The sequence below is a fragment of the Exiguobacterium sp. s22 genome, assembly GCF_018617455.1.
In the GTDB taxonomy this organism is placed as follows: Bacteria; Bacillota; Bacilli; order Exiguobacteriales; family Exiguobacteriaceae; genus Exiguobacterium.
In genome coordinates this window covers 709041-735332 of record NZ_JACSKD010000001.1, presented here as the reverse complement: position 1 = coordinate 735332, position 26292 = coordinate 709041, and the positions used below count along the sequence as shown (strand labels likewise).

25 protein-coding genes and 2 tRNA genes are annotated in these 26292 nt (G+C 44.9%); 24 read left to right on the top strand and 3 right to left on the bottom strand.

Features of this window, described 5'->3' with window-relative positions; genetic code table 11:
- The 5 genes from KNO94_RS03865 to KNO94_RS03845 all read left to right on the top strand — a co-directional run.
- On the top strand, window positions 1-243 hold a 243-nt coding region (locus tag KNO94_RS03865), incomplete at its 5' end, for a zinc ribbon domain-containing protein (RefSeq protein WP_214777601.1).
- Window positions 244-477: 234 nt separating this feature from the next.
- A complete protein-coding gene (locus tag KNO94_RS03860; protein WP_214777600.1) occupies window positions 478-1239 on the top strand; it encodes a metal ABC transporter ATP-binding protein in 762 nt (253 codons plus the stop codon).
- A complete protein-coding gene (locus tag KNO94_RS03855) occupies window positions 1236-2093 on the top strand; it encodes a metal ABC transporter permease (protein WP_214777599.1) in 858 nt (285 codons plus the stop codon). The genes KNO94_RS03860 and KNO94_RS03855 overlap by 4 nt, the downstream gene beginning before the upstream one ends.
- Entirely contained in the window at window positions 2086-2511 is a 426-nt protein-coding gene (locus KNO94_RS03850; protein WP_214777598.1) for a Fur family transcriptional regulator, read from the top strand. Before KNO94_RS03855 ends, KNO94_RS03850 begins: the two co-directional genes overlap by 8 nt.
- A gap of 35 nt (window positions 2512-2546) precedes the next feature.
- Entirely contained in the window at window positions 2547-3935 is a 1389-nt protein-coding gene (locus tag KNO94_RS03845; protein WP_214777597.1) for an NAD(P)H-hydrate dehydratase, read from the top strand.
- Window positions 3936-3968: 33 nt separating this feature from the next.
- Here the strand turns inward: KNO94_RS03845 and KNO94_RS03840 are convergent, their stop codons facing one another.
- Window positions 3969-4553 (bottom strand): hypothetical protein, encoded by a 585-nt coding sequence (locus tag KNO94_RS03840; RefSeq protein WP_214777596.1) that lies wholly within the window; start codon window positions 4551-4553, stop codon window positions 3969-3971.
- A 75-nt stretch (window positions 4554-4628) separates the two neighbouring features.
- On the bottom strand, window positions 4629-5750 hold the full coding sequence (gene ispG, locus KNO94_RS03835; protein WP_214741178.1) for a flavodoxin-dependent (E)-4-hydroxy-3-methylbut-2-enyl-diphosphate synthase: 1122 nt from the start codon (window positions 5748-5750) through the stop codon (window positions 4629-4631).
- 297 nt (window positions 5751-6047) lie between these two features.
- Here ispG and KNO94_RS03830 point away from each other — a divergent pair, with 297 nt between their 5' ends.
- On the top strand, window positions 6048-7664 hold the full coding sequence (locus KNO94_RS03830; RefSeq protein ID WP_251125779.1) for a methyl-accepting chemotaxis protein: 1617 nt from the start codon (window positions 6048-6050) through the stop codon (window positions 7662-7664).
- A gap of 14 nt (window positions 7665-7678) precedes the next feature.
- On the opposite strand, the gene KNO94_RS03825 is transcribed toward KNO94_RS03830, so the two are convergent.
- The gene (locus KNO94_RS03825; protein ID WP_214777592.1) at window positions 7679-8134 is read right to left on the bottom strand and encodes a hypothetical protein; all 456 of its coding nucleotides are present in this window, start codon (window positions 8132-8134) and stop codon (window positions 7679-7681) included.
- 180 nt (window positions 8135-8314) lie between these two features.
- Here KNO94_RS03825 and KNO94_RS03820 point away from each other — a divergent pair, with 180 nt between their 5' ends.
- From KNO94_RS03820 to KNO94_RS03735, 18 genes are all read left to right on the top strand, one after another.
- The gene (locus KNO94_RS03820; protein ID WP_214777590.1) at window positions 8315-9958 is read left to right on the top strand and encodes a Na/Pi cotransporter family protein; all 1644 of its coding nucleotides are present in this window, start codon (window positions 8315-8317) and stop codon (window positions 9956-9958) included.
- A 106-nt stretch (window positions 9959-10064) separates the two neighbouring features.
- Window positions 10065-10138: transfer RNA gene (locus KNO94_RS03815), tRNA-Met, on the top strand.
- A 7-nt stretch (window positions 10139-10145) separates the two neighbouring features.
- Window positions 10146-10219: transfer RNA gene (locus tag KNO94_RS03810), tRNA-Ile, on the top strand.
- A gap of 113 nt (window positions 10220-10332) precedes the next feature.
- Window positions 10333-11805 (top strand): alpha-amylase, encoded by a 1473-nt coding sequence (locus KNO94_RS03805; protein ID WP_214777588.1) that lies wholly within the window; start codon window positions 10333-10335, stop codon window positions 11803-11805.
- Between the two features lie 84 nt (window positions 11806-11889).
- Window positions 11890-12498, top strand: a complete 609-nt coding sequence (locus KNO94_RS03800; RefSeq protein WP_214777586.1) for a superoxide dismutase — start codon at window positions 11890-11892, stop codon at window positions 12496-12498.
- 157 nt (window positions 12499-12655) lie between these two features.
- Window positions 12656-14719, top strand: a complete 2064-nt coding sequence (locus KNO94_RS03795; protein WP_214777584.1) for a peptidoglycan D,D-transpeptidase FtsI family protein — start codon at window positions 12656-12658, stop codon at window positions 14717-14719.
- A 153-nt stretch (window positions 14720-14872) separates the two neighbouring features.
- The gene (locus KNO94_RS03790; RefSeq protein WP_214777582.1) at window positions 14873-15808 is read left to right on the top strand and encodes a PstS family phosphate ABC transporter substrate-binding protein; all 936 of its coding nucleotides are present in this window, start codon (window positions 14873-14875) and stop codon (window positions 15806-15808) included.
- A gap of 83 nt (window positions 15809-15891) precedes the next feature.
- On the top strand, window positions 15892-16836 hold the full coding sequence (pstC, locus tag KNO94_RS03785; RefSeq protein WP_214777580.1) for a phosphate ABC transporter permease subunit PstC: 945 nt from the start codon (window positions 15892-15894) through the stop codon (window positions 16834-16836).
- A 1-nt stretch (window position 16837) separates the two neighbouring features.
- The gene (gene pstA, locus KNO94_RS03780) at window positions 16838-17749 is read left to right on the top strand and encodes a phosphate ABC transporter permease PstA (RefSeq protein ID WP_214741162.1); all 912 of its coding nucleotides are present in this window, start codon (window positions 16838-16840) and stop codon (window positions 17747-17749) included.
- A 109-nt stretch (window positions 17750-17858) separates the two neighbouring features.
- On the top strand, window positions 17859-18620 hold the full coding sequence (pstB, locus tag KNO94_RS03775; RefSeq protein WP_224862754.1) for a phosphate ABC transporter ATP-binding protein PstB: 762 nt from the start codon (window positions 17859-17861) through the stop codon (window positions 18618-18620).
- Between the two features lie 16 nt (window positions 18621-18636).
- Window positions 18637-19299 (top strand): phosphate signaling complex protein PhoU, encoded by a 663-nt coding sequence (phoU, locus tag KNO94_RS03770; RefSeq protein ID WP_214741158.1) that lies wholly within the window; start codon window positions 18637-18639, stop codon window positions 19297-19299.
- A gap of 115 nt (window positions 19300-19414) precedes the next feature.
- Entirely contained in the window at window positions 19415-20164 is a 750-nt protein-coding gene (locus tag KNO94_RS03765) for a DUF4912 domain-containing protein (RefSeq protein ID WP_214777578.1), read from the top strand.
- Window positions 20165-20178: 14 nt separating this feature from the next.
- Window positions 20179-22380 carry a 1,4-alpha-glucan branching protein domain-containing protein gene (locus KNO94_RS03760; RefSeq protein ID WP_214777576.1) on the top strand — a complete coding sequence of 734 codons (2202 nt, stop codon included), beginning with the start codon at window positions 20179-20181 and terminating at the stop codon, window positions 22378-22380.
- An 84-nt stretch (window positions 22381-22464) separates the two neighbouring features.
- Window positions 22465-22629, top strand: a complete 165-nt coding sequence (gene rpmG / locus KNO94_RS03755; RefSeq protein ID WP_255313299.1) for a 50S ribosomal protein L33 — start codon at window positions 22465-22467, stop codon at window positions 22627-22629.
- 53 nt (window positions 22630-22682) lie between these two features.
- The gene (locus tag KNO94_RS03750; protein ID WP_214777575.1) at window positions 22683-23237 is read left to right on the top strand and encodes a 5-formyltetrahydrofolate cyclo-ligase; all 555 of its coding nucleotides are present in this window, start codon (window positions 22683-22685) and stop codon (window positions 23235-23237) included.
- Entirely contained in the window at window positions 23216-23986 is a 771-nt protein-coding gene (locus KNO94_RS03745) for a DUF92 domain-containing protein (protein ID WP_214777573.1), read from the top strand. The genes KNO94_RS03750 and KNO94_RS03745 overlap by 22 nt, the downstream gene beginning before the upstream one ends.
- A 169-nt stretch (window positions 23987-24155) precedes the next feature.
- Window positions 24156-25112, top strand: a complete 957-nt coding sequence (locus KNO94_RS03740; RefSeq protein WP_214741148.1) for an L-lactate dehydrogenase — start codon at window positions 24156-24158, stop codon at window positions 25110-25112.
- Window positions 25113-25234: 122 nt separating this feature from the next.
- The gene (locus tag KNO94_RS03735) at window positions 25235-26287 is read left to right on the top strand and encodes a rhomboid family intramembrane serine protease (protein ID WP_214777571.1); all 1053 of its coding nucleotides are present in this window, start codon (window positions 25235-25237) and stop codon (window positions 26285-26287) included.
- Window positions 26288-26292 lie beyond the last annotated feature (5 nt).

Here is a 26292-nt window from a genome sequence, read left to right as displayed (position 1 = left end):
GCCAAGTCCATCGGAGATGTCAGTTGGTACGAGTTCGTCCGGCAACTCGAGTACAAATCAAACTTCTACGGACGGACGCTCATCAAGGCGGATCAATGGTTCGCATCCACTCAAATCTGTTCCACTTGCGGAGTAAAAGGCGAGAGGAAGGCGATGGATGTCCGTGAATGGACGTGTGCCTGTGGCGCGCATCATGACCGTGACATCAACGCGAGCATCAACCTGTTGAGGTTGGCCGACTGACAACCATTCAGGGCAGGGACTGCCCGACGAGCTTGGTCCATAACCGTGGCTGGTAGGAGCACGGTCTTCCCAAGAAGCTACCACTTCAATTTGCGAAGCAAATAAGTGGTGAGTAGTTCACACGATTGAATGATCTAAATCAGTCTTGCTTGAAGGTGAGTCTAATATTCTGTATAATACAAACGCCTAGGAAGTAGAAATGATTACGATTTAACAAATGAGAGAAGGGATTAGATGACTACATCCGTCGTCAAATTAAGTGACGTGTCTTATTTCTATGACGGGACACCCGCATTACAACATGTATCCATCGATATTCGACAAGGGGACTTTGTCGCAATCGTTGGGGAAAATGGGTCTGGGAAATCGACGTTGATTCGAACCATCCTCGGTTTACTCAATCCTCAGCAAGGATCAGTCGAATTGTTCGGCAAACCCATTTCGCAATTTAAAGATAAGTCTCGTATCAGTTACGTTTCCCAAAAAGCGGCTTCATTTAACTCGGGATTCCCCGTCACCGTTGAAGAAGTGGTGGCCATGGGGCGTTACGGACGCCTCGGTTTGTTCAAGCGTCTGAAAGTAGAAGATCAAGCTGCGATTCAAAATGCACTTGAAACCGTAAATATGTGGCAATTTCGACACCGGAAAATTGGAGATCTATCAGGGGGACAGCAACAGCGCGTCTTTATTGCACGAGCGATGGTCAACCAACCTGATTTGTTGATTCTCGATGAGCCGACAGTCGGTGTCGATCAAAAGCATTTACAAGATTTTTATGAAGTGTTGCATATGTTGAGAGAGCATACGACATGTACATTTGTCCTCGTCACGCACGATTTAAACGTAGTAACCGACCTTGTCACAAAAGTCATTCATCTCGACCGTGGACGCTTGGCCTGTAATTGTGGACTAAGAGAATATAGTGAACTTGGAGAGCTCGCATCGTCCATCAAACCTTATCCGGTCAAAGTGCTCGTTCATGAGGGTACGACATGATTAGCGATCTCTGGACATACAGCTTTTTACGTTATGCGTTCATCGCAGCACTTGTCATCGGGTTCACAGCCCCGTTAATCGGTTCATTCATCGTGGTGAGACGAATGAGCTTGATCGCCGATGCACTGTCACATATGACGCTTGCCGGAATTTCGTTCAGCTTATTTCTCGGACAATATATTGTTCTCTTCGCTGATCTCAACCCTCTTTATATGGGAACGCTCATCTCCGTATTGGCGGCACTCGGACTCAATTGGTTACGTGGTAAATATGTACACTTTCAAGAGTTATCGATTCCAATTATGATGTCTGCGGGTATGGGACTTAGTGCCATTTTCATCTCGCTCTCTAGAGGATTTTCCGTTGACTTGTCGACACTCCTGTTCGGATCGATTTCTGCCGTGAGTCAATCAGATATCACACTGATCGTGAGTGTGGCGATTTTGACAGTCCTCATTATTTTTATTTTTTATAAGCAGTTACTATTTTTATCGTTTGATGAAGAACAGGCAAAAGTATCAGGGCTACCTAGTACGATCCTTCATTTGATGTTCATGTTTGTTGTCGCACTTGTCATCGCGGTCAGTATGCGCATTGTCGGGACACTCCTCGTGTCTAGCTTAATTACGCTACCGGTCGCGGCAGCGTTACGTTTCACTTCGAGCTTTAAACAAACCATTCTTTGGTCCATCATCTTTGGTGAAGTGGCGACCATCGGAGGACTCGTTCTCGCCTATGACCTTGATGTTGCGCCAGGTGGGGTGATTGTATTGATTGCAGTCGGTATTCTTGCCGCGGTTATGGCTCTTGAGAAAGTGATGAGTCTGAAGAAAAAGGAGGTACAACATGAATGAAGCCGAACAATTAAACCGTCTTCGTGCGTCTTCCTTAAAAGTAACACCGAAACGGATTGAAATGTATGCCTATCTCTCGGAAGAAGACCGCTACATTAGTGCGAAAGAAGTATTAGAATATATGCGAGATAAGCATCCGACAATGAGTTTTGATACGGTATATCGAAACTTAAAATCATTTGCCGAAGAAGGGCTTTTAGAAGCGACAGAACTCGATGGTGAAAAGTCGTTCCGAGTCACATGTAGCGCAACACATCATCATCACCATTTGATTTGTCGTAATTGTGGGAAGACGAAACTACTCGATCTATGTCCGATGCGCTTCGTTGAGGCGTTAGATCCGGAATTCGAAGTGGTTGATCATAAATTCGAGATATATGGGTATTGTAAACAATGTAAGCAAAAGGGATTGAATTGATTCAGTCCCTTTTTTGTATCGAAAGGGGAGGTCAGATGATTTATACTGCTGCTGAAATCAAACAAATCGATGAACAAGTGATTCAACAAGGAATGCCTGAGGCGGTGTTGATGGAACGAGCGGCATTGGCAATTGTTCCTAAACTGCACATTCGAGAGAACGCAAAGATTTTAGTCATTTGTGGGAAGGGGAACAATGGGGGAGACGGTTGGGTCGTGGCAAGAGAACTCGCCATAAAAGGTCATACGGTGAGCGTTTGGTCTCCTCTAGGTGAATTGAAAACGGATGCGGCTCAGACGCATGCGACCTATGCTTCACAATTCGTTCAAATCGTTGAACAACCGATTCAATCTGACTTCATTATCGATGCTTTGTTTGGGGTTGGATTGAGCGTTCCTGTGACGGGGCAGGCGCGAGAGGTCATTGAGTGGGTCAATCAACAAGCAGTCCCTGTATTATCGATTGATGTCCCTTCAGGTATACCGAGTGATCATGCTCGAGGTTTTGACGGTATGGCCATCCGTGCGACACATACATATTGTTTGCACGGCTTCAAACGTTCTGCCTTTTTAAATCGAACAGCCCCATTTTATGGTGAAGTGGAACGAATCGATATCGGGATTCCGCATACATCCGATTGGAACGTCTTATCCGAATCGGATTTTGATCGATCTCTTCTTGAGCGAGACCGATACAGCCATAAGACAGATTATGGGCACGGTTTACTCATCGGAGGGAGTCGACATTTGCTTGGTGCCCCATTTTTAGGGGGGCGAGCGGCGATCCGTTCCGGCATCGGTTTATTGAATTTATCCATCCCAAGAGAAGCGAATCCTCTTATATCGACATTACCCGAAGCGATGTACAATCAACACACTGACGCTTTAGACCGTTCATATGATGCGATTGCTATCGGTCCAGGCATGGTAGAAGGGGAAGGAATCGACCACGTGTGGCAGCAAGTGAGCCGTCAGACGTGTCCGATCATTGTAGATGCTGGGGCTCTTGCGGCGAAACGGTTGGAGTCCCGTGGCCCACTCATTCTCACTCCTCATCCAGGCGAATTTTCCAGACTGACTGGTCAATCGGTCGAGGATATCGAAGCGGATCGATTCTCCGTCGCTAGTGAGTTCGCGAAACAGCATCGAGTCCATTTGATTTTAAAGGGCACCTATACGTTGATTGTTTCACCTGACGGGACGGGTGCCGTTAATACTGTCGAAGCGTCCGCGTTAGCAAAAGGTGGGAGTGGGGACGTATTGACAGGAATCTTACTTGCGTTATGGGCTAGAAAAGAAAAGTCTTCGTCACCGAGTGAACAGGCGGTGCTATGGCATGCGCTCGCTGCCAAATCGATTAGCCGGACGATACACCCTGCAAGTGTACTTGCAAGTGATGTGATCGAAGAACTCGGACGAATGTAAATAGGCAATCCCGATTCAAATCGGGATTGCCTATTAGCGTTGTTGTAGAATGATTTGTTTTTCCATTTGTGCGACGTGATGATGTGCCTCGCTCCATGTCGATATGCGTGTTACACCCTTTGGTAACGTCTTGCGATTATAGGGGGCATCAAATAAGAGTACCGGAATGGATGTTTCTTCATGGATTGAAATCGCATTCTCATATCGATCTTCCATAAACAGTTCGAGTGACAAGTCCTTGACGACATTGATTTTATCGTGAGAACCCGTCATAACCAACGAATCGAGCGGTAGCCGATGGGTTATGATCCATTCCTCTGTGACGGGACGAACGGCCTCACTGCGGGCGGTAACGTAATGTAGATGATGTTGTTGTTTTAATTCCCACAACACATCCTGTACGTCGGAATGGGGCAGGGAGCGGCGGTATATAGCCTCTTCATGTCCTTCCTCAATCATAAACTTCCAAAAATCATGTTGGTTCATCGTCGTGTACGTATGCAACTCGTACTCAGTCGCACGAGGGTAATCAATTGAATAACCGAGTGATTCATTCATATATAGAAAACAACTTTTGGGGTCTGTAACGGTTCCGTCCAAATCAATGCCGATTCGCATCTCATCACTCCTCCTCACATGCCCTCTATTCTATCAAAAACCCGTACGGTTGCAACCGTACGGGAATGAGGATCATTAATTTGATTGATTTGCGAGTTCTTGTTCTTCGCGTTCACGTTCCGCCATTTTTTCAGCAGCGATGGCGTCGATTTCTTTTTTCAATTCTTCGACCATCGTCGCTTCAGGTACTTTACGGATGATTTTCCCGTGACGGAAGAGAAGCCCTTCATTACGTGCTCCAGCGATTCCGATATCGGCTTCACGAGCCTCACCCGGACCGTTCACAGCGCATCCGAGAACGGCGACTTTAATGTTGACGTTGATGTTTTGAATGTAGTCTTCTACTTCTTTTGCAATCGAAATCAAATCGATTTCAATGCGTCCACATGTCGGACAAGAGATCAAAGTCGCGGCATTTGCTGCAAGTCCGAATGACTTGAGCACTTCTTTCGCAACCTTTACTTCTTCAACCGGATCATCTGAAAGTGAAACTCGAACCGTCGATCCGATTCCAAGAGAGAGGATCGCACCGAGTCCGGCAGCCGATTTAAGTGAACCAGAGAAGAGCGGACCTGATTCTGTGATACCCACATGAAGTGGATAGTCGAACGTCTTCGCTGCGAGTGTATATGCTTCAAGAGCAAGGTTTACGTCTGAGGCTTTGAGCGAGATGATCGTGTTGTAGAAGCCGAGGTCCTCGAGAATCTTCACGTGGTGCATCGCACTCTCGACCATACCTTGAGCGGTTGGATATCCATATTTTTCAAGGAATTGTTTTTCTAATGAACCGGCGTTGACACCGATGCGAATTGGAATCCCTTTTGCCTTTGCCGCGTTTACGACGGCCTCTACTTTTTCACGGCGACCGATGTTACCCGGGTTAATCCGGATTTTATCGACGCCACTTTCGATAGCTTTTAAAGCAAGCTTGTAGTCGAAGTGAATGTCGACGACGAGCGGGATATTAATGCGGCTCTTGATTTCTGCAAGTGCGTCAGCAGCACGTTCGTCTGGACAAGCGACACGAACGATTTGACAACCCGCTTCTTCAAGACGTTTGATTTCAGCGACCGTCGCTTCGACGTCGTGCGTTTTTGTTGTTGTCATTGACTGAATAATGACTTCATTCGATCCTCCGATAATCAAGTTACCGACACGAATCGGACGGGTTAATGAACGATGCAAAATTTCTGACATATACGTAATCTCCTTCTTTTGGACAAAATCCAATCGATTTAAGATGATAAGGTTTCTTCATTATCATAACGAAAAGAATGTGAAAAAGCATCTAGGATGCGTGACGGATGTGTGCTCTTTACAAACTCTAACGCTATCTTAACATCTACTTCATAATTTTCCACCGTCTGAAGACCGATATATAGACGAGAATAGAAAAAGAGGTGGCGTGTCGTGAAGTGGAATGTCAAACGAAATTTGTTTCAAATATTTTATAGAAAAGAAAAAACAAACAAAAAGATGAAAATGGCGCATCGTTTGCAGTGGACATTGATGCCGATTGTTCTTCTTGTATTTGTGATTACGTTTGGCTGGTTCGCAATCAAGTCTGAACAATTGTTAACTTCAGAAATTGAGCAACGCCTCATTCGTGAAGTCACGGTCATGAGAGAATCAATCAAGACCTCGTATAGTGCGTATGTGGCGAGCGAAAAACAGCTAAACCGGTCTTTAAAGTCAACATATATGCAACAAGCTTCAATTTTATCGGGGGATGACATTGAAGCAGCACAATTTTTGGTGAACGGTGAATCCATTGATCAACTCTCCGGTAAACAAGGAATGAAATCTGACGAATTGTTAAATGGGATAACTGAACCTTCAAGACCGGAAGTTCAGGATTCAGACCGCTTTTTCATTGCATCGGTTCCTATTCCTGAATTGAAGGCAGATTATGTACTCGTCGTCACTAAGGAGTCTGTTCTGGGTCCGATGAATGAATTGAGAAAGTATATTTTTTATATCGTGTTAATTGCAATGCTCGGAATGACCATCCTGTTTACACGGTTGATTCACAACGAAGTAAAACCGTTAAGTCGATTGGCCAATTCGTTGCGTCATGCCGTTGAATCACGTCGATTTGATGAAGTGACGCTCGGAGCGAAATCTGACGAAATGCACATGTTAGAAACCGAGTTCAATACCTTTATTGATTTATGGAATCAATCGATGGAGATGATGGGAAAAACCGCGAGTGCCTTCCATATGAGTCTTCCCGTCTTTAAACAGGAGCTTTTGAACAGTCATAACCAAGTTGAGCAGTTTCGAGAAGTCGCCGCCACGGTAGAGCATACAAGTCATTCTTATCAAACCGTAACGAGCGGTTCGACGTTGAAAATGAAAGAAGTCACGCGACAAATCGAAATGCTAGAACGGCAAATGACGAGTGTAGATGCACGTGGAAATCAATTGAAAACCATATTACAAGATGAACTCGAAACATTCTCGTCTGTCAAAGAGGTAAGTGATTATGTCGAACGTCAAGTCGCGTCGATTCAACATAAACTGATGGATAGTGAAAAAAATTCATCCAAAGCAGACGAGGCACTGCGAAGTATCCTATCGGTATCTGGCGCAACAAAGATGCTAGCATTGAATGCATCGATTGAAGCAGCACGAGCAGGTGAGCATGGGAAAAGATTTGCGGTCGTTGCCAGTGAGGTCGGGAATTTAGCGAAGATGACAAACGAAGCCACCTTACTAGCAGTCAACGCGATTGAAACGCTAAACGCAGAACGGACTGATTTACTATCTGAAGTCAATGATTTTATTGAAGAAGTGCATCTGTTAAAAGATACTGTAAGTCGTGTCGAGTTAGGGATCGAAACAATCGATCGTGAGATAAAAGTTCAGCTAGATGAATTTCAGGCGATTTCTGTCCATACGACAAGTACTGGGCAACAACTTTTTCATTTAATGGAATCGAATGAGCAACTACGAGAGATTAGTTCGTTGCTTGAGCGGAAATTGATGGAATTGAACGAAGGTGTCGATCGTTGGTCAGATGTTCAGCATGCTCTTCAAGAAGCGGGCACGAATTTAGGAGACCAAAGTGAGGCATTGAACCATACGCTAAAAGAATTGTCACCAACATAAACAAAACGTCGGGCTCAAGAGGCCCGACGTTGTTTTGGTTGTGGCACTTTTGTAAGGGGATAGCTAATGTAGGCGAGACCGATCATCAAGCCGAGAGCTAAAAAATCAGGGTTCACATGATTGAGAATGACCAATATCAATGTCGGAACGAGGGTCATCGACACGGCATATGGCCAAGCTTGACGATACGCCCACTTATTTTTCGAATAGATCTTTGTAAACAGTTGTACATAGAGTGCCATGATTGCGACCCATATCAAATAGAAAAAGAAGACGGCGAAGCCGTGTAGGAATAGCCACATGGGAATAAAGAAATCCGGTCGAATCACAAGAAAGTCTAGCATTGTAATGAGGAGCGTTAAGATAAATGTGGCTCCCATATATGCATGGAGCGGCGCTAGACGAAGACGCAATACGCCCTTAGATGGGATTAGACTAGTTCGAAGAAACGTCAAAATAGTGGACAACATACTGAAAACTCCAATCTGTTATATTACAGAAACTGATAAAAACCTTAAAATGGTACAGTGTATTAATAAAACTTTTACATAAAACGTGTTTACATGAAGTTACCGATGAAGGCATAATGAGTAGGGCATTAAAAACCAAGCAAATCCAACCAATTCTTAATTAAAAGGAGTACAAAAATCGTGGAATACAATTTGCAAGAAATGTTATTCATGTTTTTTGGAGGTCTAGGGATCTTCCTCTTCGGGATCAAATCGATGGGAGACGGACTCCAAAAGTCTGCAGGGAATCGCCTGCGAGACATCCTAGATAAGTATACAACGAATCCATTCCTTGGTGTACTCGCCGGGATTATCGTTACTGTATTAATTCAATCATCTTCAGGTACAACCGTCATTACGGTAGGTCTTGTTAGCGCCGGCTTCATGACACTTCGTCAAGCAATCGGGGTTATTATGGGGGCTAACATCGGTACGACGGTCACAGCATTCATCATCGGATTTGATGTCGGTGAATATTCACTTCCAATGATTGCAATCGGTGCAGTTCTTCTCTTCTTCTTTAAGAAAGAACGTTACCAGCACCTCGGACAAATCATCTTCGGACTTGGGGCATTGTTCTATGGTCTTGAATTGATGGGAGACGGGATGCGCCCACTTCGCTCAAGTGAGTATTTCATCGACTTGACGCAATCAATGAGTGACAACCCATTCCTCGGTGTCATCGTCGGTACTGTCTTTACAGTCATCGTTCAGTCATCTTCTGCTACAATCGGGATTTTGCAAGAACTTTATGCCGGTGGCTCAATCGATTTGGGTGCCGCACTTCCTGTATTGTTTGGTGATAACATCGGTACAACGATTACCGCGATCTTGGCATCAATTGGTGCATCAGTCGCCGCACGCCGTGCCGCAGCAGCACACGTCATCTTTAACTTAATCGGAACAACAATCTTCATGATCCTGTTGATTCCATTCACGAACTATATTTACTGGATTACAGATTTCTTAGCAATTGAAGATAAAATGCAAATCGCATTCGCTCACGGAACGTTCAACGTCGTCAACACGTTCATTCAATTCTGGTTCATCGGATCAATTGCATGGCTCGTGACGAAATTGGTTCCAGGTGAAGACTCAATCGTCGACACGAAAGCACAACATTTAGACCCGATCTTCATTCAACAATCACCATCTATCGCTGTAGAACAAGCGAAATACGAAGTGATCCGCATGGGAGACTTCGCAAAACTTGGTCTTGATGAAGCACGTAACTATTTGACGTCTGGCGACAAGAAACATGCTGAAAAATCAGCACATATCGAAGAAGCCTTAAATTCGTTAAATGCGAAGATTACAGACTACCTCGTAAAATTAGCTGCAGTTGATTTGACAGAACAAGAGTCGCAAGAGCATAAGACACTCATGCATGCAATCAACGACATCGAACGAATCGGTGACCACGTAGAAAACATCATCGAGTTGATCGATTATAAGACAGCTACAAAAGTAACACTTTCTTCAGAAGCACAAAAAGAATTGACTGAAATGTACGACCTTACACGTGCGACGTTAGAGAAGTCACTTCAAACGTTAGCAAGCGGCGATATGGTCGAAGCACGTAAAGTCATTGAAATGGAAGCAAAACTCGACATGCTCGAGCGCCAATTCCGTAAGAACCACGTCGTTCGTTTGAACACGGGTGCATGTGATGGACAAGCAGGTATGTTCTTCGTTGATATGCTCTCGAACTTGGAGCGAATCGGTGACCATGCAATGAACATCACAGAAATCACGCTTGAAGATGCAAACGAAGTAACCGTATAACATGCAAGCACTCCAAATAAAATTTGGAGTGCTTTTTCTTATTTGGCAAGGAATACTCCTTGACACTCCACATCATATTCAGTATATTATTACTGTATAACAACATGGCGGTGTAGCTCAGCTGGCTAGAGCGTACGGTTCATACCCGTGAGGTCGTGGGTTCGACTCCCTCCGCCGCTATTTATAAGGACCCTTAGCTCAGCTGGTTAGAGCAGACGGCTCATAACCGTCCGGTCGTAGGTTCAAGTCCTACAGGGTCCATTCGTTGGCGACATCACTTTGTGATTGTCGCTTTTTTGTTTTCAAACTAAAATTGCTGGGTAAATAGTCGTTAGCATTTTGTTTTTTGAAAAATATGAAATGAGGCGAACAAAATGGAACGAAATCACACCATGATGCAGTTTTTTGAGTGGCACGTCGAAGCAGACCAAAAACACTGGAAGCGACTAAAAGAGAGAGCTAAAGATTTAAATAAAGCTGGAATCACGGCGCTTTGGCTACCACCTGTTACAAAAGGACAAAGTAGTGAAGATACGGGATACGGCATTTATGACTTATATGACTTAGGTGAGTTCGATCAAAAAGGGACAGTTGCCACGAAATATGGGACGAAGAAAGAACTTCTTGAAGCAACATCGTATTGTCAGCAAGAACTCGGGATGCAGATTTATATGGACGTCGTCATGAATCATAAAGCGGGTGCAGACGCGACCGAAAAGTTTAATGTATTAGAAGTCGATCCGAATGACCGCACAAAAGTATTGTCAGATGAGGAGTTTGAAATCGAAGGTTGGACGAAGTTTGACTATGAAGTGCGTGACGGGAAGTATTCATCGTTCAAATGGAATTTTAACCACTTCAATGGTACGGATTATGATGCCGCGACCGATCGTTCTGGCATCTTCTTCATCGTTGGAGAGAATAAACGATGGAATGATAATGTCGATGATGAGTTCGGTGTCTATGATTATCTCATGTTTGCGAATATCGATTATCATCATCCTGAAGTTCGGGAAGAAGTATTAAACTGGGGAAAATGGTTCATTGAAGAGACGAAGTGTGATGGTTTTCGTCTTGACGCCATCAAACATATCAACTATGACTTTGTAAAAGAGTTCAGTCAGACGATGCGCGATGAAAAAGGTGATGACTTCTATTTCGTCGGAGAGTTTTGGAAATCAGACCTCGATGCCTGTCGTGAGTTTCTTGATAACATCGATTATAACGTCGATTTGTTCGATGTTCCGCTTCATTATAAATTGCATCAAGCCTCGGAAGAAGGGGCCTCGTTTGATATGCGCACCATTTTTGATGATACGCTCGTTCAGTCACACCCACTTCACTCGGTAACGTTTGTGGACAATCACGATTCACAGCCTGAAGAGGCGCTTGAGTCATGGGTGAAAGATTGGTTCAAGCAAATCGCTTACGGTCTCGTCCTACTTCGTAAAGATGGATACCCTTGTGTATTTTACGGAGATTATTATGGAATCGACGGTCCTCATCCAACCGACGGAATGAGACTTGCAATCAATACGTTGCTCTACGCCCGTCGTGAAAAAGCATATGGGAAACAAGAAGATTATTTTGATGACCCGAATGTGATTGGATGGGTTCGTCATGGTGTAGAAGAAATCGATCGTTCCGGATGTGCCGTTCTCATTTCAACTTCAGACGAAGCTGAAAAAAGAATGTTCGTTGGAGAAGCGCGCGCGGGAGAGACGTGGGTCGATTTGACGAATACACGTGAAGATAAAATTGAGATTGATGATGAAGGATTTGGGGTATTTAAAGTGGCGGCGGGATCTATTTCGGTCTGGGCATTACCAGAAGAAGATGTAGAATGAAGCATTACAATTGAGTCGACCGTCACAAATCTGTTACATTTAAGACGAACGTTGTTCAAAACACATTTAAGGGGGATTTTAGTAATGGCTAAATTTGAATTACCACAACTTGATTACGCATATGATGCACTCGAACCACACATTGACGCACGCACGATGGAAATCCACCACACAAAACACCACAACACTTACGTTACAAACGTAAACAATGCACTCGAAGGGAAAGATGTGGAGTACTCTTCACTCGAAGACTTGCTTCAAAAAATCGATTCGCTTCCTGCTGACATTCAAACTGCTGTCCGTAACAATGGTGGCGGCCACTGGAACCACTCATTCTTCTGGAAACTCTTGAAGAAGAACGAAAATGGTACACCGTCTGGTGAACTCGCTGCTGCAATTGATGAATCGTTCGGTAGTTTCGAAGCATTCAAGGATGAGTTCACGAAAGCTGCAACAACTCGTTTCGGTTCAGGATGGGCATGGCTCGTCGTGAAAAATGGAAAACTCGAAGTAACGTCTACACCAAACCAAGACTCACCGATCATGGAAGGTGTTACACCAATCCTCGGACTCGATGTTTGGGAGCACGCTTACTACTTGAACTACCAAAACCGTCGTCCTGACTACATCAACGCATTCTTCCACGTCATCGACTGGGATTATGTCGGAACGTTGTACGCAGACGCAAAATAAGTTGACATCACCCGAGATTCTCATGAGAGTCTCGGGTTTTTTTATGCTTTTCATTATTTTGTAAACAAATTATGATATAGTGAAAAACGGACAAATTGACAGGAATCTCTGTCTTCTTTCATATAGAAGGAATTGATTGCGGAAGGAGTTAACGGACTTGGCTAAAAATCGTGTGAAAGTGCCGAAGAAACGGCGAAACCACTTACCGTTACGCTTGAATTTACTATTTTTCATCGTCTTTATTCTCTTTGCGACCCTTATATTCCGATTAGGTGTCGTTCAAATCGTGAACGGAGAATTAATCGCGCGGGAAGTACAGAAAACAGAGTCAAGTAAAATCAAATATGAGGTACCGCGTGGGAAAATTTATGATCGGAACGGTCAAGTGCTAGCGGACACCATTTCCAACTATTCGGTCATGTATCGTCGTTCGCAAGTGACGAAAACAGATGAACGCTTGGACGTTGCGAAAAAGTTGGCGGAAATCGTGGATATTCCAAAAGAAGACCGGAAGATGACGGAACGTGACCGGAAAGACTATTGGATTGCAACAAATCCAGAGTTGGCGCAAGAGCGTACGCAAGCGTTATTAGAAGAGTTGTCAGAAGAGGAGCGGGCCGCGCTATCCAACCAGGAAGTGGACCGACTCTTACTCGACTCCATCACTGAAGAAGAAATTACGTTTGATGATGCGACAGAAGAAATCATCGCCATCAAACACAATATGGAGAGCGGATATGCGCTCGACCCACAAGTCATCAAGATCGGAGCGAGTCCGAAAGAGATGGCAGTCATTGAAGAAAACCTAGAACTGTTGCCTGGTGTCAGTGTCGAGCCTTATTATCAACGGGATTACCCATTCGGCGATACGTTTAAAAGCTTCTTAGGAAGCTATCGCCAAATCCCGGCAGAACAACGCGCATCTTATCAGGCGAAAGGTTATGGGTTGAATGACCGTGTTGGGACTTCTTATTTGGAACAACAATATGAAGATGTCCTTCGTGGAACGCCTGCATACGATGTCTTTACTACCTTCAAAGGAGAGCCGGTCGGGGAGCCGACGCGAGTGAGCGGGAATCCAGGGAAAGATATCGTCTTGTCGACAGACATTGAATTCCAAAAAGAAGTCGATGAGATTTTGAAAAAGGCAATTCGTGCTGGACGGTCTGGTAGTCCACATTTCGATCGGGCGTTCGCAGTCGTCATGAACCCTCAGACGGGCGAACTGTTGGCACTTTCTGGACAAGAACTTGATTTAGAAACGAATGAGTTTAAAGACGTTTCAACAGGTACTGTCCTTCGGGCGAGCCAAATCGGATCTACCATTAAAGGCGCCACGGTCGCCTATGGATTTGAAGAAGGAGTCGTCAAACCGGGAGAATATATTTACGATGCTCCGATTCGAATCGGTTCGTCTGTGAAAGCGTCATATCGAAATATGGGTAACATCAACGACTTAGATGCTCTTGCGATGTCTTCGAACATCTACATGTTCCAAATCGCGTTGCGCTTGGCTGACTACTATTCGACGGGTCAAATCGTCGGAGAAAATGTCACACAGGCATTTGAAACGATGGAACACTACTATAAACAATTCGGACTCGGAATCGAAACGGGAATCGACTTGCCGTTTGAGTCAACCGGTTTCCGCAGTGTACCGGACCGTGTCACGCTCCTCATGGATATGGCCATCGGACAATATATTTCTTATACGCCGATTCAATTGGCCCAATATACATCTGCCTTAGCAAATGGGGGATATCGTGTGCAACCGCACTTGTTAAAAGAAATCATTGAGCCAGGTTCGCTTGATGAAAACAAGAAACAAGTCGTTAGCACGTTCCAGCCGAATGCATTAAACAAAGTCAATATTCAAGACGAATACATTCAGCGCGTTCGTGAAGGGTATCGTCAAGGGGTAGAATCATCATCCGGATCATCTCGTATTTTGCAACTGACTGGTATGACTGCTGCCGGTAAAACGGGAACAGCACAAGCGATCGCTGAAGGCGAAGACGGTCAGGCAAAACGAAATGCGAACGGAGAACCAATCAAGACATTGAACTCAAACCATGTCGGTTGGGCGCCTTATGATAACCCTGAAATTGCATGGGCAATCATTATGCCAGGTCTTGAGGCAGAGGGGATTAACACTCGTGTCGCGCATGACATCATGAAAGCTTACTTCAATCTAGAAGATGTGAATGCAATGCTTCAATAAAAGGAGTCACTTCGGTGACTTCTTTTTTTGTCTTTACAATTCTTTTACGTTCCGTTTATTTCTCGTTAATAGAAGTTCATTAGGATATTAATTGTAGGACAGAACAACAGATCCACAACAAAAATCAAAGCAAACTCAAGGAGGACGTCACAAATGTCTTGGATGAAAAAATCAGCTTTACTCGCTTCGATCACTTCAGTCGCACTCGTAGGTGCTGCTTGTGGGAATAACGAAGAAGGCGGCGCTGCTGAAGGCGATGCGCTATCAGGAAAAGTCGTCATGGACGGATCATCAACTGTATTCCCAATCATGGAAGCAGTCGCAGAAGAATATTCAGCTGAACAACCAGAAGTTGAAGTGACAGTCGGTGTCTCTGGAACGGGTGGTGGATTCAAGCGCTTCGTGACGGGAGAAACTGATTTCTCAAACGCGTCACGTGAAATTAAAGAAGAAGAAGCTGCTGAAGCTGAGAAAAATGGTGTGGAATTCACACAACTTGCAGTCGCACTTGACGGTCTTTCACTTGTTGTGAACCCGGCAAACGATTGGGCACAAGATATTACAATTGAAGAATTGAAAAAAATGTGGACAGATACAAGTGTGAAAACATGGAAAGACGTTCGCTCTGACTGGCCAGATGAAGAAATTTCATTCTTCGCACCAGGTAAAGATTCAGGTACGTACGATTTCTTCGACGAGAAAGTTCTTGATGAAGTCGATATTCGTCAAGACGCACAATTGTCTGAAGATGACAACGTACTCGTAACAGGTGTAGCTGGCACAGAAGGTGCAATCGGATTCTTCGGATTCGCTTACTACCTTGAAAACCAAGACACACTTCGTGCATTAAATGTTGAGGGCGTTGAGCCGACACATGACACGATTAACGATTTATCTTACCCGCTCTCACGTGAGATCTACACGTACGTCAACAACGCTTCGTTGAAAGACAAAGAGCAAGTTGCGGACTTCGCACGTTTCATGAACGAAAATGCAGCTGACCTTTCTGAAGAAGTCGGTTACGTGAAAATGGAACAAGGCCGTTACGATGAAAACATGAAGATGATTGATGAGATCGCTGGAGAATAAGATGATGGGTGGCAGAAGGTGAGACACGGTCTCGCCTTCTCGCCATGCTTTCTAGTATGAAGAGGTAGGGAGCGATACACGAGATGAATGAACCGAACAATAAGCTTTCGATTCGAGAGATGATTCAACAAAATAAACAAAAGAAATATAGTACGACGAACGTGTTTGATAAAATCATGCCGTTCTTATTATTCTTGAGCGCATTCGTATCGGTCGTCACGACCATTGGTATTGCGTTCACATTAGGCTTTGAGCTATTCAAGTTCTTTGAACGAGTCCCTGTCGCAGAATTTTTAGGATCGACAGAATGGTACCCGCTTAGTGCAGATCAGCGCTTCGGGGTATGGGCCCTTGTGATGGGAACACTCCAAATTACTGTGATTGCGATGATTGTAGCCGTCCCACTCGGTTTGGCGTCTGCGATTTATTTAAGTGAATACGCCTCTGAACGGGCACGACGTGTGTTAAAACCAATTCTAGAAGTGTTGGCCGGTGTACCGACAATCGTATTCGGTTTCTTCGCCTTGTCATTCATTACACCGATTTTGCAAGCACTCATCCCAGGACTTAAAATTTACAATGCACTCAGCCCAGGGATTGTCGTCGGGATTATGATTATTCCGATGATTGCCTCGATTTCTGAGGATGCAATGAGTGCTGTTCCGAAGAAAATTCGGGACGGTGCGCTCGGTTTAGGTGCGACACGTCTTGAAGTGGCGACGAAAGTTGTCATGCCTGCAGCGACGTCTGGAATTATTGCCTCAATCGTTCTTGGGATGAGTCGTGCGATTGGTGAGACGATGATTGTGACGATCGCCGGTGGTTCACAACCGAACTTTGAGTTCAACCCACTGAATGCGATTCAAACGATGACTGCTTATATCGTTCAAATCGCGAAAGGTGATGCAGGTTACGGCACAATCGAATATTACAGTATCTATGCGGTCGGTGCGTTATTGTTCGTCTTTACTCTTGTGATGAACTTATTCGCAAACTGGGTGACGCGCCGCTTCAGAGAGGAGTACTAATATGGCTTTACCGAACAGTGAGTTCAAGAATACAAAGAACCTGATGAATCGCGAGACGGTGTCTGCGCGCATCAAACGTCGTTTACAAATGAATGAGATTTTCAAATATATCTTTTTGGCAGGTCTTGTCTTTGCGTTGGTCGTTTTATCGACGTTGATTTATGACATCCTCTCAAAAGGGGCGGGGTGGGTTGACCTCGATTTCTTGCGTAACTTCCCGTCAAGGCGTCCAGAACAAGCTGGATTGTATCCCGCATTAATCGGATCGATCTGGCTCATGTTCCTTATCGTACCGATGGTGTTTGTCATCGGTGTCGGTGCCGCCATCTATCTAGAAGAATATGCACCGAAAAATCGAATGACTTCATTTATCGAAGTGAACATTTCGAACTTGGCTGGTGTCCCTTCAATCGTATTCGGATTGCTCGGTTTGACGATTTTTGTTCGCGTCATGGAGTTAGGGAACTCGATTATGGCTGGGGCATTGACACTTGGACTTATGAGTCTACCGATTGTCATCGTCGCTTCACAAGAAGCGCTACGAGCCGTCAAGATGGAATTGCGCCATGCCTCGTTGGCTTTAGGTGCCTCAAAGTGGCAAACAACATTCAACGTCGTCTTACCATCAGCAATCCCTGGGATCATTACGGGGATTATCCTTGCCGTTTCTCGTGCAATTGGAGAAACAGCGCCTTTGATTATGGTCGGAGCTGCGACGTTTATTTCAACGACACCAAGCAGTGTGTTCTCTGACTTCACGGCACTACCGATTCAGATTTACAACTGGACGAGCCGACCACAAGCAGAGTTCCAAAACTTAGCTGCAGCGGGAATCATCGTACTCATGACGATGCTCATCGCGATGAACTCGGTTGCAATTTATATTCGAAACAAATATACAAATCGACATTAAGGTTTTTTGCAGATGAATGAGGAGGAACCTCGAGATGATGAAACAACAAGAGCTCAATAAAGGAGATCAAAACGTGAACACAACTACGACAGAACCGAAAACGACTGAGATGAAAAAAGATAGTGCCTATGTCGTCAACAATTTGAACTTGTGGTACGGAGAAGACCAGGCTTTGATTGACGTCAACCTCGATATTAAAAAGAATGAAGTGACGGCAATCATCGGACCATCTGGTTGTGGGAAATCGACATTCATTAAAACATTGAACCGCATGGTCGAACTCGTCCCATCGGTTCGTACAAATGGTGAAATTTTATATCATGGTCGTAACATCTTCGATCGTGGATACAAGGTAGAAGATTTGCGTACGTCGGTCGGGATGGTATTCCAACAACCAAACCCGTTCCCGAAATCGGTTTATGACAATGTGGCATATGGACCGCGGACACATGGCATCAAAAATAAGAAGGTACTCGATGAGATTGTCGAGCGTTCATTACGTGGGGCTGCAATTTGGGATGAAGTAAAAGACCGTTTGAATGAGAACGCCTATGGTCTCTCAGGTGGACAACAACAACGCCTCTGTATCGCACGCACATTGGCAATCGAACCTGATGTCATCTTGATGGATGAACCGACGTCTGCCCTTGACCCGATCTCTACTTTAAAGGTAGAAGAGTTGGTTCAAGAGTTGAAAGAACAGTACTCAATCATCATCGTGACGCATAACATGCAACAAGCTGCCCGTGTTTCGGATAAAACGGCATTCTTCTTAAACGGAGAAGTTGTCGAGTTCGATGTAACAGATAAGATTTTCTCGAATCCATCTGATAAACGGACGGAAGACTATATTTCTGGCCGTTTCGGTTAAGGAGGAGACTAGATTGATGGCACAAAATCGCACATTTTTTGATACGAAATTGATTGAATTAGAAGATAAGGTGGTCCGTTTGGCAAATTTGACGATGCGTCAAACGGCAACCGCCATCGAAGTGTTAGAAAAGCATGATCTTGAATTAGCTAAGACTGTCATTGAGAACGACAATGAACTCGACGACTTAGAATTGACGATCAACGATGAAGCGATTCTATTGATTGCCAAACAACAACCGGTCGCAACTGACTTGCGTCGTTTGATCGTGACGATGAAGTCAGCTACAGATCTCGAGCGGATTGCCGATTATGCGACGAATATTGCAAAAGCGGTCACTCGAATCGAACATGTTCCTTATTTACACGACATTCAACCGCTCAAACAGATGGCTGAACAATTGATTGATATGCTCGAACTTGCGACGCGCGCTTATCGTAAAGGCGAGGTAAGTCGTGTTCGTGAACTCAATGAGATGGACCGTGTCATTGACGACATCAATTTAACGGTAATCAAACAATATATCGGTTCACTTCCTGCGATGACGGTTGGAACGAACGATGTATATGAATTCTCAAACATCGCTCGATACCTCGAACGGATGGGTGACCATGTGACGAACTTCGGTGAACATTTAATTTTCCTTGAAAAAGGGAAACATTATGATTTGAACCAATAAGATTAGTGGTAAAGAACAACAGTGCTGTTGTTCTTTATTTTTTTGGGCAGGAAATCAAACTCAAGGAGCGAATAATAGTCTACATGGATTTTTACATGAAGGGAGCCATATAGAGATGGAAGAGAAAATCGTATCCTTGAAACAACAAGGACTTACGCTAAAACAGATTGCGGCAGAACTAGACGTCCCGATTGGCAAAGTCCAATACGCATGGCGGAAATGGAGAAATCAGCAACAAGAATCGGAGGCGGTTGCCCCTGTGAAACCAAAGGGTGGAAACAAGAAATCAAAGGCGACAGTTGAAACGTCTAAAAAACAAGTCGCATCGACAAAGGAAACGCTTGATGGAGCGACTTCTCCACTTCTTGATCAGGGTCCAGAGGGTTTTTGGCAGCTTCCAGACCGATATAATGTCGATTTTTTACACGCGGTCGTTCAGTCCCCGAACTCAGTGTACGTTTGTTGGGAAGTGTCTGATCTTGTCAAAGAGACGTTAGAACTCCAATTCATGAGAAGATGGGAAGACTTGCCGAAAGCGTTCCGAATTCTAGACGTGACATTACTAGACTTCAGTAGCGGTCAGGCAAACCGATCCTACACGTTCGACCTTCCAGAAATGACGAATAGCTGGTTCGTTCGTCCGCTAGACCCGAATACGACATATGTGTTTGAATTTGGGATTCGCACAATGGAAGGGGAGTTTTTGCCGATTGTGGCGTCTAAACCGCTGGATACGCCTCGTGCGGAGCCGAGCGGCACTGGTCGATTCGCGGAACCGGTACGCCGTTGGCAATACGGAGAAGTCGACTCTCCTGAAGTACTCGATACATTACCAAAATATGCGGCATATCGTTACGTACGATAAGGAGGACTCTATACATGAAACCAGGATACTTTTCACTCGTCCTTCATGCTCATTTACCGTACGTCCGGCATGAAGAAAAACATCGTTTAGAAGAAAGATGGGTCTATGAAGCCATCTCTGAAACATATCTGCCGATTTTATGGCAAGTAGACCGCTTGAAACGACCCTTGCATTGGACGGTCAGCATTTCACCACCGGTTGTCGAGATGCTTGCCGACCCACTCATTCAAGACCGTTATGTGGACCATTTGGATGAGATGCTCGAATTGATTGAACTAGAGCTATCTGAAGACAGAACCGATGCAGAAAAAGCAACGTTACATTTTTATCGTCAGCGATATAACGATTTGAAAAATACGTTTTTGCATTGGGATAAAAACTTGAACGAGGCGTTCCGTACATATCGTGAAGCGGGATATATCGACATGGTCACTTGTACGGCAACCCATGGATTTAACCCACATCTATTTACAGAGCAAGCTGCACGCGCGGAGATCCGTACGGGCCTAAATTGTTTTGAACGTCATTATGGATTCCGACCGACCGGCATTTGGTTACCAGAGTGTGCCTATACACCGGGTGTCGACCGAATTTTATTTGAAGAGGGCATACGTTATACCTTTGTCGACGAACATGCTCTTCTTGACGCAGATCCGACACCTGAGAAAGGGATCGGAGCGCCTGTATATTCACCACATGGTGTTGCGCTATTCCCTCGGGACCAAATCATTTCGGGTAAAATTTGGAGTTCGATGATTGGGTATCCGGGTCACCCGGACTATCGTGAATTTTATCGCGATTTGGCATATGATCGGGATTGGGACTACATTCAATCCTTTATGCATCCAGAAGGAATCCGTTTCGATACGGGACTAAAAATGCACCGGATCACGGGCGATACAGATCAGAAAGATTTCTATGTACGGGAATGGGCGGAGCATCAAATCGGAAATCATGCGATGGACTTTGCCAAAACCTTAGAATCACATCTCGAGGCACACAGTGCTCAAACGTTCCCACCTTTCCTCGTCACGGCACCGTTTGATGCGGAACTGTTCGGTCATTGGTGGTTTGAAGGACCAGAATTCCTTGGCCAAGTCGCAGAACGACTTGATGAGTTTGGGATCGAGACGATCACGCCGGCCATCTTCCTAGAACGTCATTTTAAAGATTTACAGACCGTACACGTCTCGATGAACACATGGGGACGTAAAGGATATGGCGAGGTTTGGATTAATGAACGGAACGAATGGATGCTTCGACACCTTCATATGATGGAGATGCAATTGGTTAAAGATGTGGCAGACTATCGCGAGCAATCCGAGTTAACCGATCGTGCGTTGAAGCAATTGATCCGTCATTATGTGTTGGCCGTATCGAGCGACTGGGCGTTCATTTTAGATGGACAAACGACTGCGCAATATGCAGCTGAACGCTTCCGTGAGCATACGCGTCTGTTCGCAGAACTAGAGACGGCGCTCTATCAGGATTCGCTTACACCTCAATTACTAGACGAACATTATAAAGCGTATCCGTTTCTTCAAGATGCAGATATCGAAATCGATTCATTCCTAGCGCCTCATGATTATTATGTGACGAAGGAACGCGAACAAGAGGACCCGGCCATTTTGGTGCTGACTCCTGAATATCACGGTCATCTCGTCGGTGGACTCGGGAAACGAGTCATTGATGAAGTGGAAGCTAGAGCGAATGAAGGAGAAGTAGTTTACGTACTGACACCATATCACGAAGGATTGCCGGAGTATGAACGACATGGGAATATTCATGTCTATCGTGTTCGACCGACGAGTCCATTTTTAGAACATGTCATGAATCAAGTGGCCACACAAAATATTGCCTATGTGAAGCTTGTACATGGGCTGGCGAAACGAGTTCCGTTCAAAGTGGTTCACCATTTTGATTGGATGACGATTCCTGCTGCGAGAGAACTTGCGCATTCCCTTAAGCTTCCGTTATACTCAACTATGTTGTCCTTTGAAGCGACACGCAATCCGCATGGTCACGGTGGTTTGTTCGATGCGATCCATCGAATTGAAAACAGCGTGTTCCCTGTCGCGAAGGTTGTCTATGTCGGTGAAGAGATCTCCATTCCTGACCTGAAACAACGGTATCAGTTGAGTGAGAATGTCAACACATGCCTGCCTCTTGAAACTTCTCCGTATGGACAGGATTCAATGAAAAAGAACGTGAAATAACCTTGCTTTTTCACAGGAAACTTGGTAGGATAATTGAGTATGCTTAGACTGTAAAGCAAAAGCACTTGATACAACATCATTAAGATGGGAGTGAAAGAAATGCGCGTTAAAATTACATTAGCTTGCACAGAAACAGGCGATCGCACGTACATCACGAAGAAAAACAAACGTAACAACCCTGAGCGCCTCGAGTTGCGCAAATACAACCCACGTCTCCGTCGTCACACGCTTTACCGCGAAGTGAAGTAATAAGGGACCGGCCGTCACATATGTGGCGGCTTTTTTTGTAAGGAGGAATAGTTGTGGATGAAAAAGCTGCGCTTAGACGTACCGTACATCAGTACATTAGACAAATGGAAAATCGGCAAGAAGTGGATGAGTTGATTCATCAACGACTGTTCGCGACGTCTTTGTGGAAAAACAGTCAAACGATTGCTGTGACATTGTCACTCCCACTTGAAATCGAAACATCACCGATTATTCATGAAGCATTTAAAGAAGGAAAAACGGTGTGTGTCCCGAAAGTAATGGAGCAGGGGATTACATTTCATGTCATCAACTCATTCGATGACCTTGAGGTCGGTGTCATGAATATATTAGAACCGACGACTTCTCCAACGACGCAGACGATTGATTTATGTCTCGTCCCAGGACGAGTGTTTGATCGTTCTGGCTTTCGTGTCGGATGGGGCGGGGGATACTATGACCGATTTCTAGAGACATACGAAGGTGTGACCCTTTCACTAGCTTATTCTGCCCAACTTGTAACACACGTACCGACAGAACCGCACGATCTCCCAGTACAGTGGATTGTGACGGAAAAGGAGAGTATTCAATGTTTGCCATTTTTATCGTGACATGCGTTGTCGCCTATCTCGGGTATCGATTACACTCCTTGACGCTCTCAGGAGCTCTATTGACAGTTGTGACGGGTACGGTAATTGGATTATCGTTTGGATGGTTTGGACTTTACTTACTCGGTGTATTTTTCTCGACATCCTCGCTTGCCTCAAAATATCGCTCTAGGGATAAGCAAGGGGTCGACGATATCGTCGAAAAGACCGGTGCCCGTGATGCCATACAAGTATTGGCGAACGGTGGAGTAGGTATCCTTTGTGCACTTGGATTTTTATATACGAAAGATTACGTCTTTCTCTATATGTACATCGTTTCCATTGCAGCCGCGACGAGTGATACGTGGGGATCGGAATTCGGTGTTTTATCGTCTCATCGACCACGATTCATGTTCACGTTTAAACGAGTTGAACCGGGCACAAGCGGAGCAGTGTCAACGTTTGGGACGATGATGTCGATCGTAGGAGCGTTCGTGATCGTGTTGTCTTCAGTATTGTTTATCGAAGTGGACCTACCGCTCTTTCTAATGCTTTGGGCAATCGGTCTGAGTGGAAGCATCATCGATACGTTACTTGGCGCTACTGTGCAGCGGAAGTTTCGCTGTGACGTCTGTGACAAACTGACGGAGAAAAAAATTCATCATCAAGTCCCGACGATTTATGTGTCAGGGTCCCGTCTACTCGGGAATGATGCGGTTAATTTTTTATCCGTGTTGGGGGCAACGGTGATTTGTTTTTTCATATTCAGATGAGGGTAGTACAGAAAATGAAGATGTTTCATTCTAATGTGAATGTTGTCACAATATCGCCAAAGTGAAAACGGTTTCCGCTGTAGTTAGGGTTTGTGAATGATGTTACAATCTTTATGTAACAGAGATAACAAATACATGAAACAGATTGTTCGAAGGGTGGAGAATCAATATGGAAACATTAAATCATGCTAAAGTAACACGTGTCGCACTTGTAGGGGCAGGGGCAGTAGGTGCGAGTTTCGCATACCAATTAACGACAGCTAGTCTTTGTGAGGAGCTTGTCATCATCGACATTAATAAAGCAAAAGCCGAAGGCGAAGCGATGGACTTGAATCATGGTGTTTCCTTCGCTTCATCTCCGATGCGCGTTTGGGCAGGGGATTATGCGGACTGTGGGGTTGCTGATATCGTTGTGATTACGGCAGGTGCTCCGCAGCGTCCAGGTGAGACACGCCTTGACCTCGTTGAAAAGAATGCGAAAATCATGAAGTCCATGATTTCAGAGATTATGGAGTCTGGATTCGATGGAATCATCATCATTGCATCAAACCCGGTCGACATCATGACACATCTCGCTTGGAAATATTCAGGTCTTCCGAAGCATCGCGTCTTCGGTTCAGGTACCGTGTTGGATACATCCCGTTTACGCTATATGTTAGGGGATTACTTCAATGTCGACCCGCGCAACTGCCATGCCTACATCATGGGTGAGCATGGGGATACGGAGTTCGCTGCATGGAGTAATGCGCGCATTTATGGAAAATCAGTCGAGCAGTTGCTTGAAGAACATGACGAATACAACTGGGAAGACCTTGAAGACATCTACGTAAATGTTCGTGATGCCGCTTATCATATTATCGAGCGCAAAGGTGCGACGTACTATGCGATTGGACTCGGCCTCCTTCGGTTGGTGAAAGCTGTCCTTCGTAACGAGAATACGTTGTTGACAGTCGGTGCACACCTTGATGGAGAGTATGGATTGCACGATATTCATATCGGTGTGCCAGCAATCATCAACCGTCAAGGCGTTCGTGAAGTCGTTGAGATTGAATTGTCACAAGAAGAGCATGAGAAAATGCAACATTCTGCGAACGTACTCATGAAAACAATGGAGCCTGTCTTGTAATCTCCACCCTTCGGAAACCCGTAGCCATATGGTTACGGGTTTTTATACATATAGAACGAATCATCGTTTGGTCGTGCGTCGTTTCGTGATTTACAATAGAATTGAGAGAGGAGGGGGTTTAGTTGGCAACGAGTTGTTTTTGGGAAGATATTTATCATGCGGTTGAAAGCGGTGGACGCATCGAAGGAGTTTTAGAGCCTTCCCGTGCGGTCATCTTGCTCGATACGAAAGCGGGCGATCGCTATGATTTATACATCCAAACTGAAAAGGCATGGGCGAATCATGTCGCAATGGATATCCACGCCATCTTAAACGCCTTTCGTCTTGCCCGAATCGGTCGGAAGCGGTTGACGATTCATCTGTACGGGGAGAGGTTAGTTGATGAAGAAAGAATTAGCTCGTTATCTTTTTCGATTCCTGCGAAAGTGACGTTGGCTCGATCGATTTGTACTCCTACGATGGAAGAAGATCGGTTTCGTCTTCTTGCGGTCTCGCTCGATCGACAGAAGAAGGCGGAGCTTAAGAAGCGATTTTCGTTTGGTAAACCGAAAGTAGTGTACGGACTCCTACTCCTTACATTTTTAGTGATGTGGGTAGCGGAGTCGGTCGGCTCGACATTTGACCCGAATACGTTGGTCACATTCGGCGCAAAAGTGAATCCGCTCATCGAACAAGGAGAATGGTGGCGATTGATCACCCCGATGTTTCTACACATCGGTTGGTTTCATTTTGCGATCAATATGTTTGCACTTTGGTCACTCGGCCCACTTGTTGAACGAATGTATGGGTCAATCAGATTCTTGATCATTTATATCATCAGTGGGGTATTGGCGACGACGGCATCGTTCGCTTTCAGTGAATCCATATCGGCGGGGGCCTCTGGTGCACTCTTTGGATTAGTGGGCTCGCTACTTTACTTTGGATTACGAGATCGTTCACTTTTTATGAAGACGCTCGGACCTCCATTGTTTATTATGTTAGGATTAAATGTGGGCCTGGCATTTGTTTTAGGTGCAAGTTTAGACCATTTCGCACATGCAGGTGGACTAGTGGGTGGATTCTTCGTCTCCGGAGTCGTCGGATTGCCTGATGAGAAAAATCGAACACAACGAATCTTATTTTCTGTGCTCACAATCCTATTATTTGGATTCTTGTATGGGTACGGATTTTGGTAAGGGGA

What these genes read in the sequence shown, in the direction of transcription:
- pstB (WP_224862754.1), top strand. Translation starts at nt 17,859, where the DNA reads ATGAAAAAAGATAGTGCCTATGTCGTCAACAATTTGAACTTGTGGTAC.
- KNO94_RS03845 (WP_214777597.1), top strand. Translation starts at nt 2,547, where the DNA reads ATGATTTATACTGCTGCTGAAATCAAACAAATCGATGAACAAGTGATT.
- KNO94_RS03840 (WP_214777596.1), bottom strand. Translation starts at nt 4,553, where the DNA reads ATGCGAATCGGCATTGATTTGGACGGAACCGTTACAGACCCCAAAAGT.
- pstC (WP_214777580.1), top strand. Translation starts at nt 15,892, where the DNA reads ATGAATGAACCGAACAATAAGCTTTCGATTCGAGAGATGATTCAACAA.
- pstA (WP_214741162.1), top strand. Translation starts at nt 16,838, where the DNA reads ATGGCTTTACCGAACAGTGAGTTCAAGAATACAAAGAACCTGATGAAT.
- KNO94_RS03760 (WP_214777576.1), top strand. Translation starts at nt 20,179, where the DNA reads ATGAAACCAGGATACTTTTCACTCGTCCTTCATGCTCATTTACCGTAC.
- KNO94_RS03800 (WP_214777586.1), top strand. Translation starts at nt 11,890, where the DNA reads ATGGCTAAATTTGAATTACCACAACTTGATTACGCATATGATGCACTC.
- KNO94_RS03855 (WP_214777599.1), top strand. Translation starts at nt 1,236, where the DNA reads ATGATTAGCGATCTCTGGACATACAGCTTTTTACGTTATGCGTTCATC.
- KNO94_RS03790 (WP_214777582.1), top strand. Translation starts at nt 14,873, where the DNA reads ATGTCTTGGATGAAAAAATCAGCTTTACTCGCTTCGATCACTTCAGTC.
- KNO94_RS03860 (WP_214777600.1), top strand. Translation starts at nt 478, where the DNA reads ATGACTACATCCGTCGTCAAATTAAGTGACGTGTCTTATTTCTATGAC.
- KNO94_RS03805 (WP_214777588.1), top strand. Translation starts at nt 10,333, where the DNA reads ATGGAACGAAATCACACCATGATGCAGTTTTTTGAGTGGCACGTCGAA.
- rpmG (WP_255313299.1), top strand. Translation starts at nt 22,465, where the DNA reads ATGGGAGTGAAAGAAATGCGCGTTAAAATTACATTAGCTTGCACAGAA.
- KNO94_RS03850 (WP_214777598.1), top strand. Translation starts at nt 2,086, where the DNA reads ATGAATGAAGCCGAACAATTAAACCGTCTTCGTGCGTCTTCCTTAAAA.
- phoU (WP_214741158.1), top strand. Translation starts at nt 18,637, where the DNA reads ATGGCACAAAATCGCACATTTTTTGATACGAAATTGATTGAATTAGAA.
- ispG (WP_214741178.1), bottom strand. Translation starts at nt 5,750, where the DNA reads ATGTCAGAAATTTTGCATCGTTCATTAACCCGTCCGATTCGTGTCGGT.
- KNO94_RS03745 (WP_214777573.1), top strand. Translation starts at nt 23,216, where the DNA reads ATGTTTGCCATTTTTATCGTGACATGCGTTGTCGCCTATCTCGGGTAT.
- KNO94_RS03765 (WP_214777578.1), top strand. Translation starts at nt 19,415, where the DNA reads ATGGAAGAGAAAATCGTATCCTTGAAACAACAAGGACTTACGCTAAAA.
- KNO94_RS03740 (WP_214741148.1), top strand. Translation starts at nt 24,156, where the DNA reads ATGGAAACATTAAATCATGCTAAAGTAACACGTGTCGCACTTGTAGGG.
- KNO94_RS03825 (WP_214777592.1), bottom strand. Translation starts at nt 8,134, where the DNA reads ATGTTGTCCACTATTTTGACGTTTCTTCGAACTAGTCTAATCCCATCT.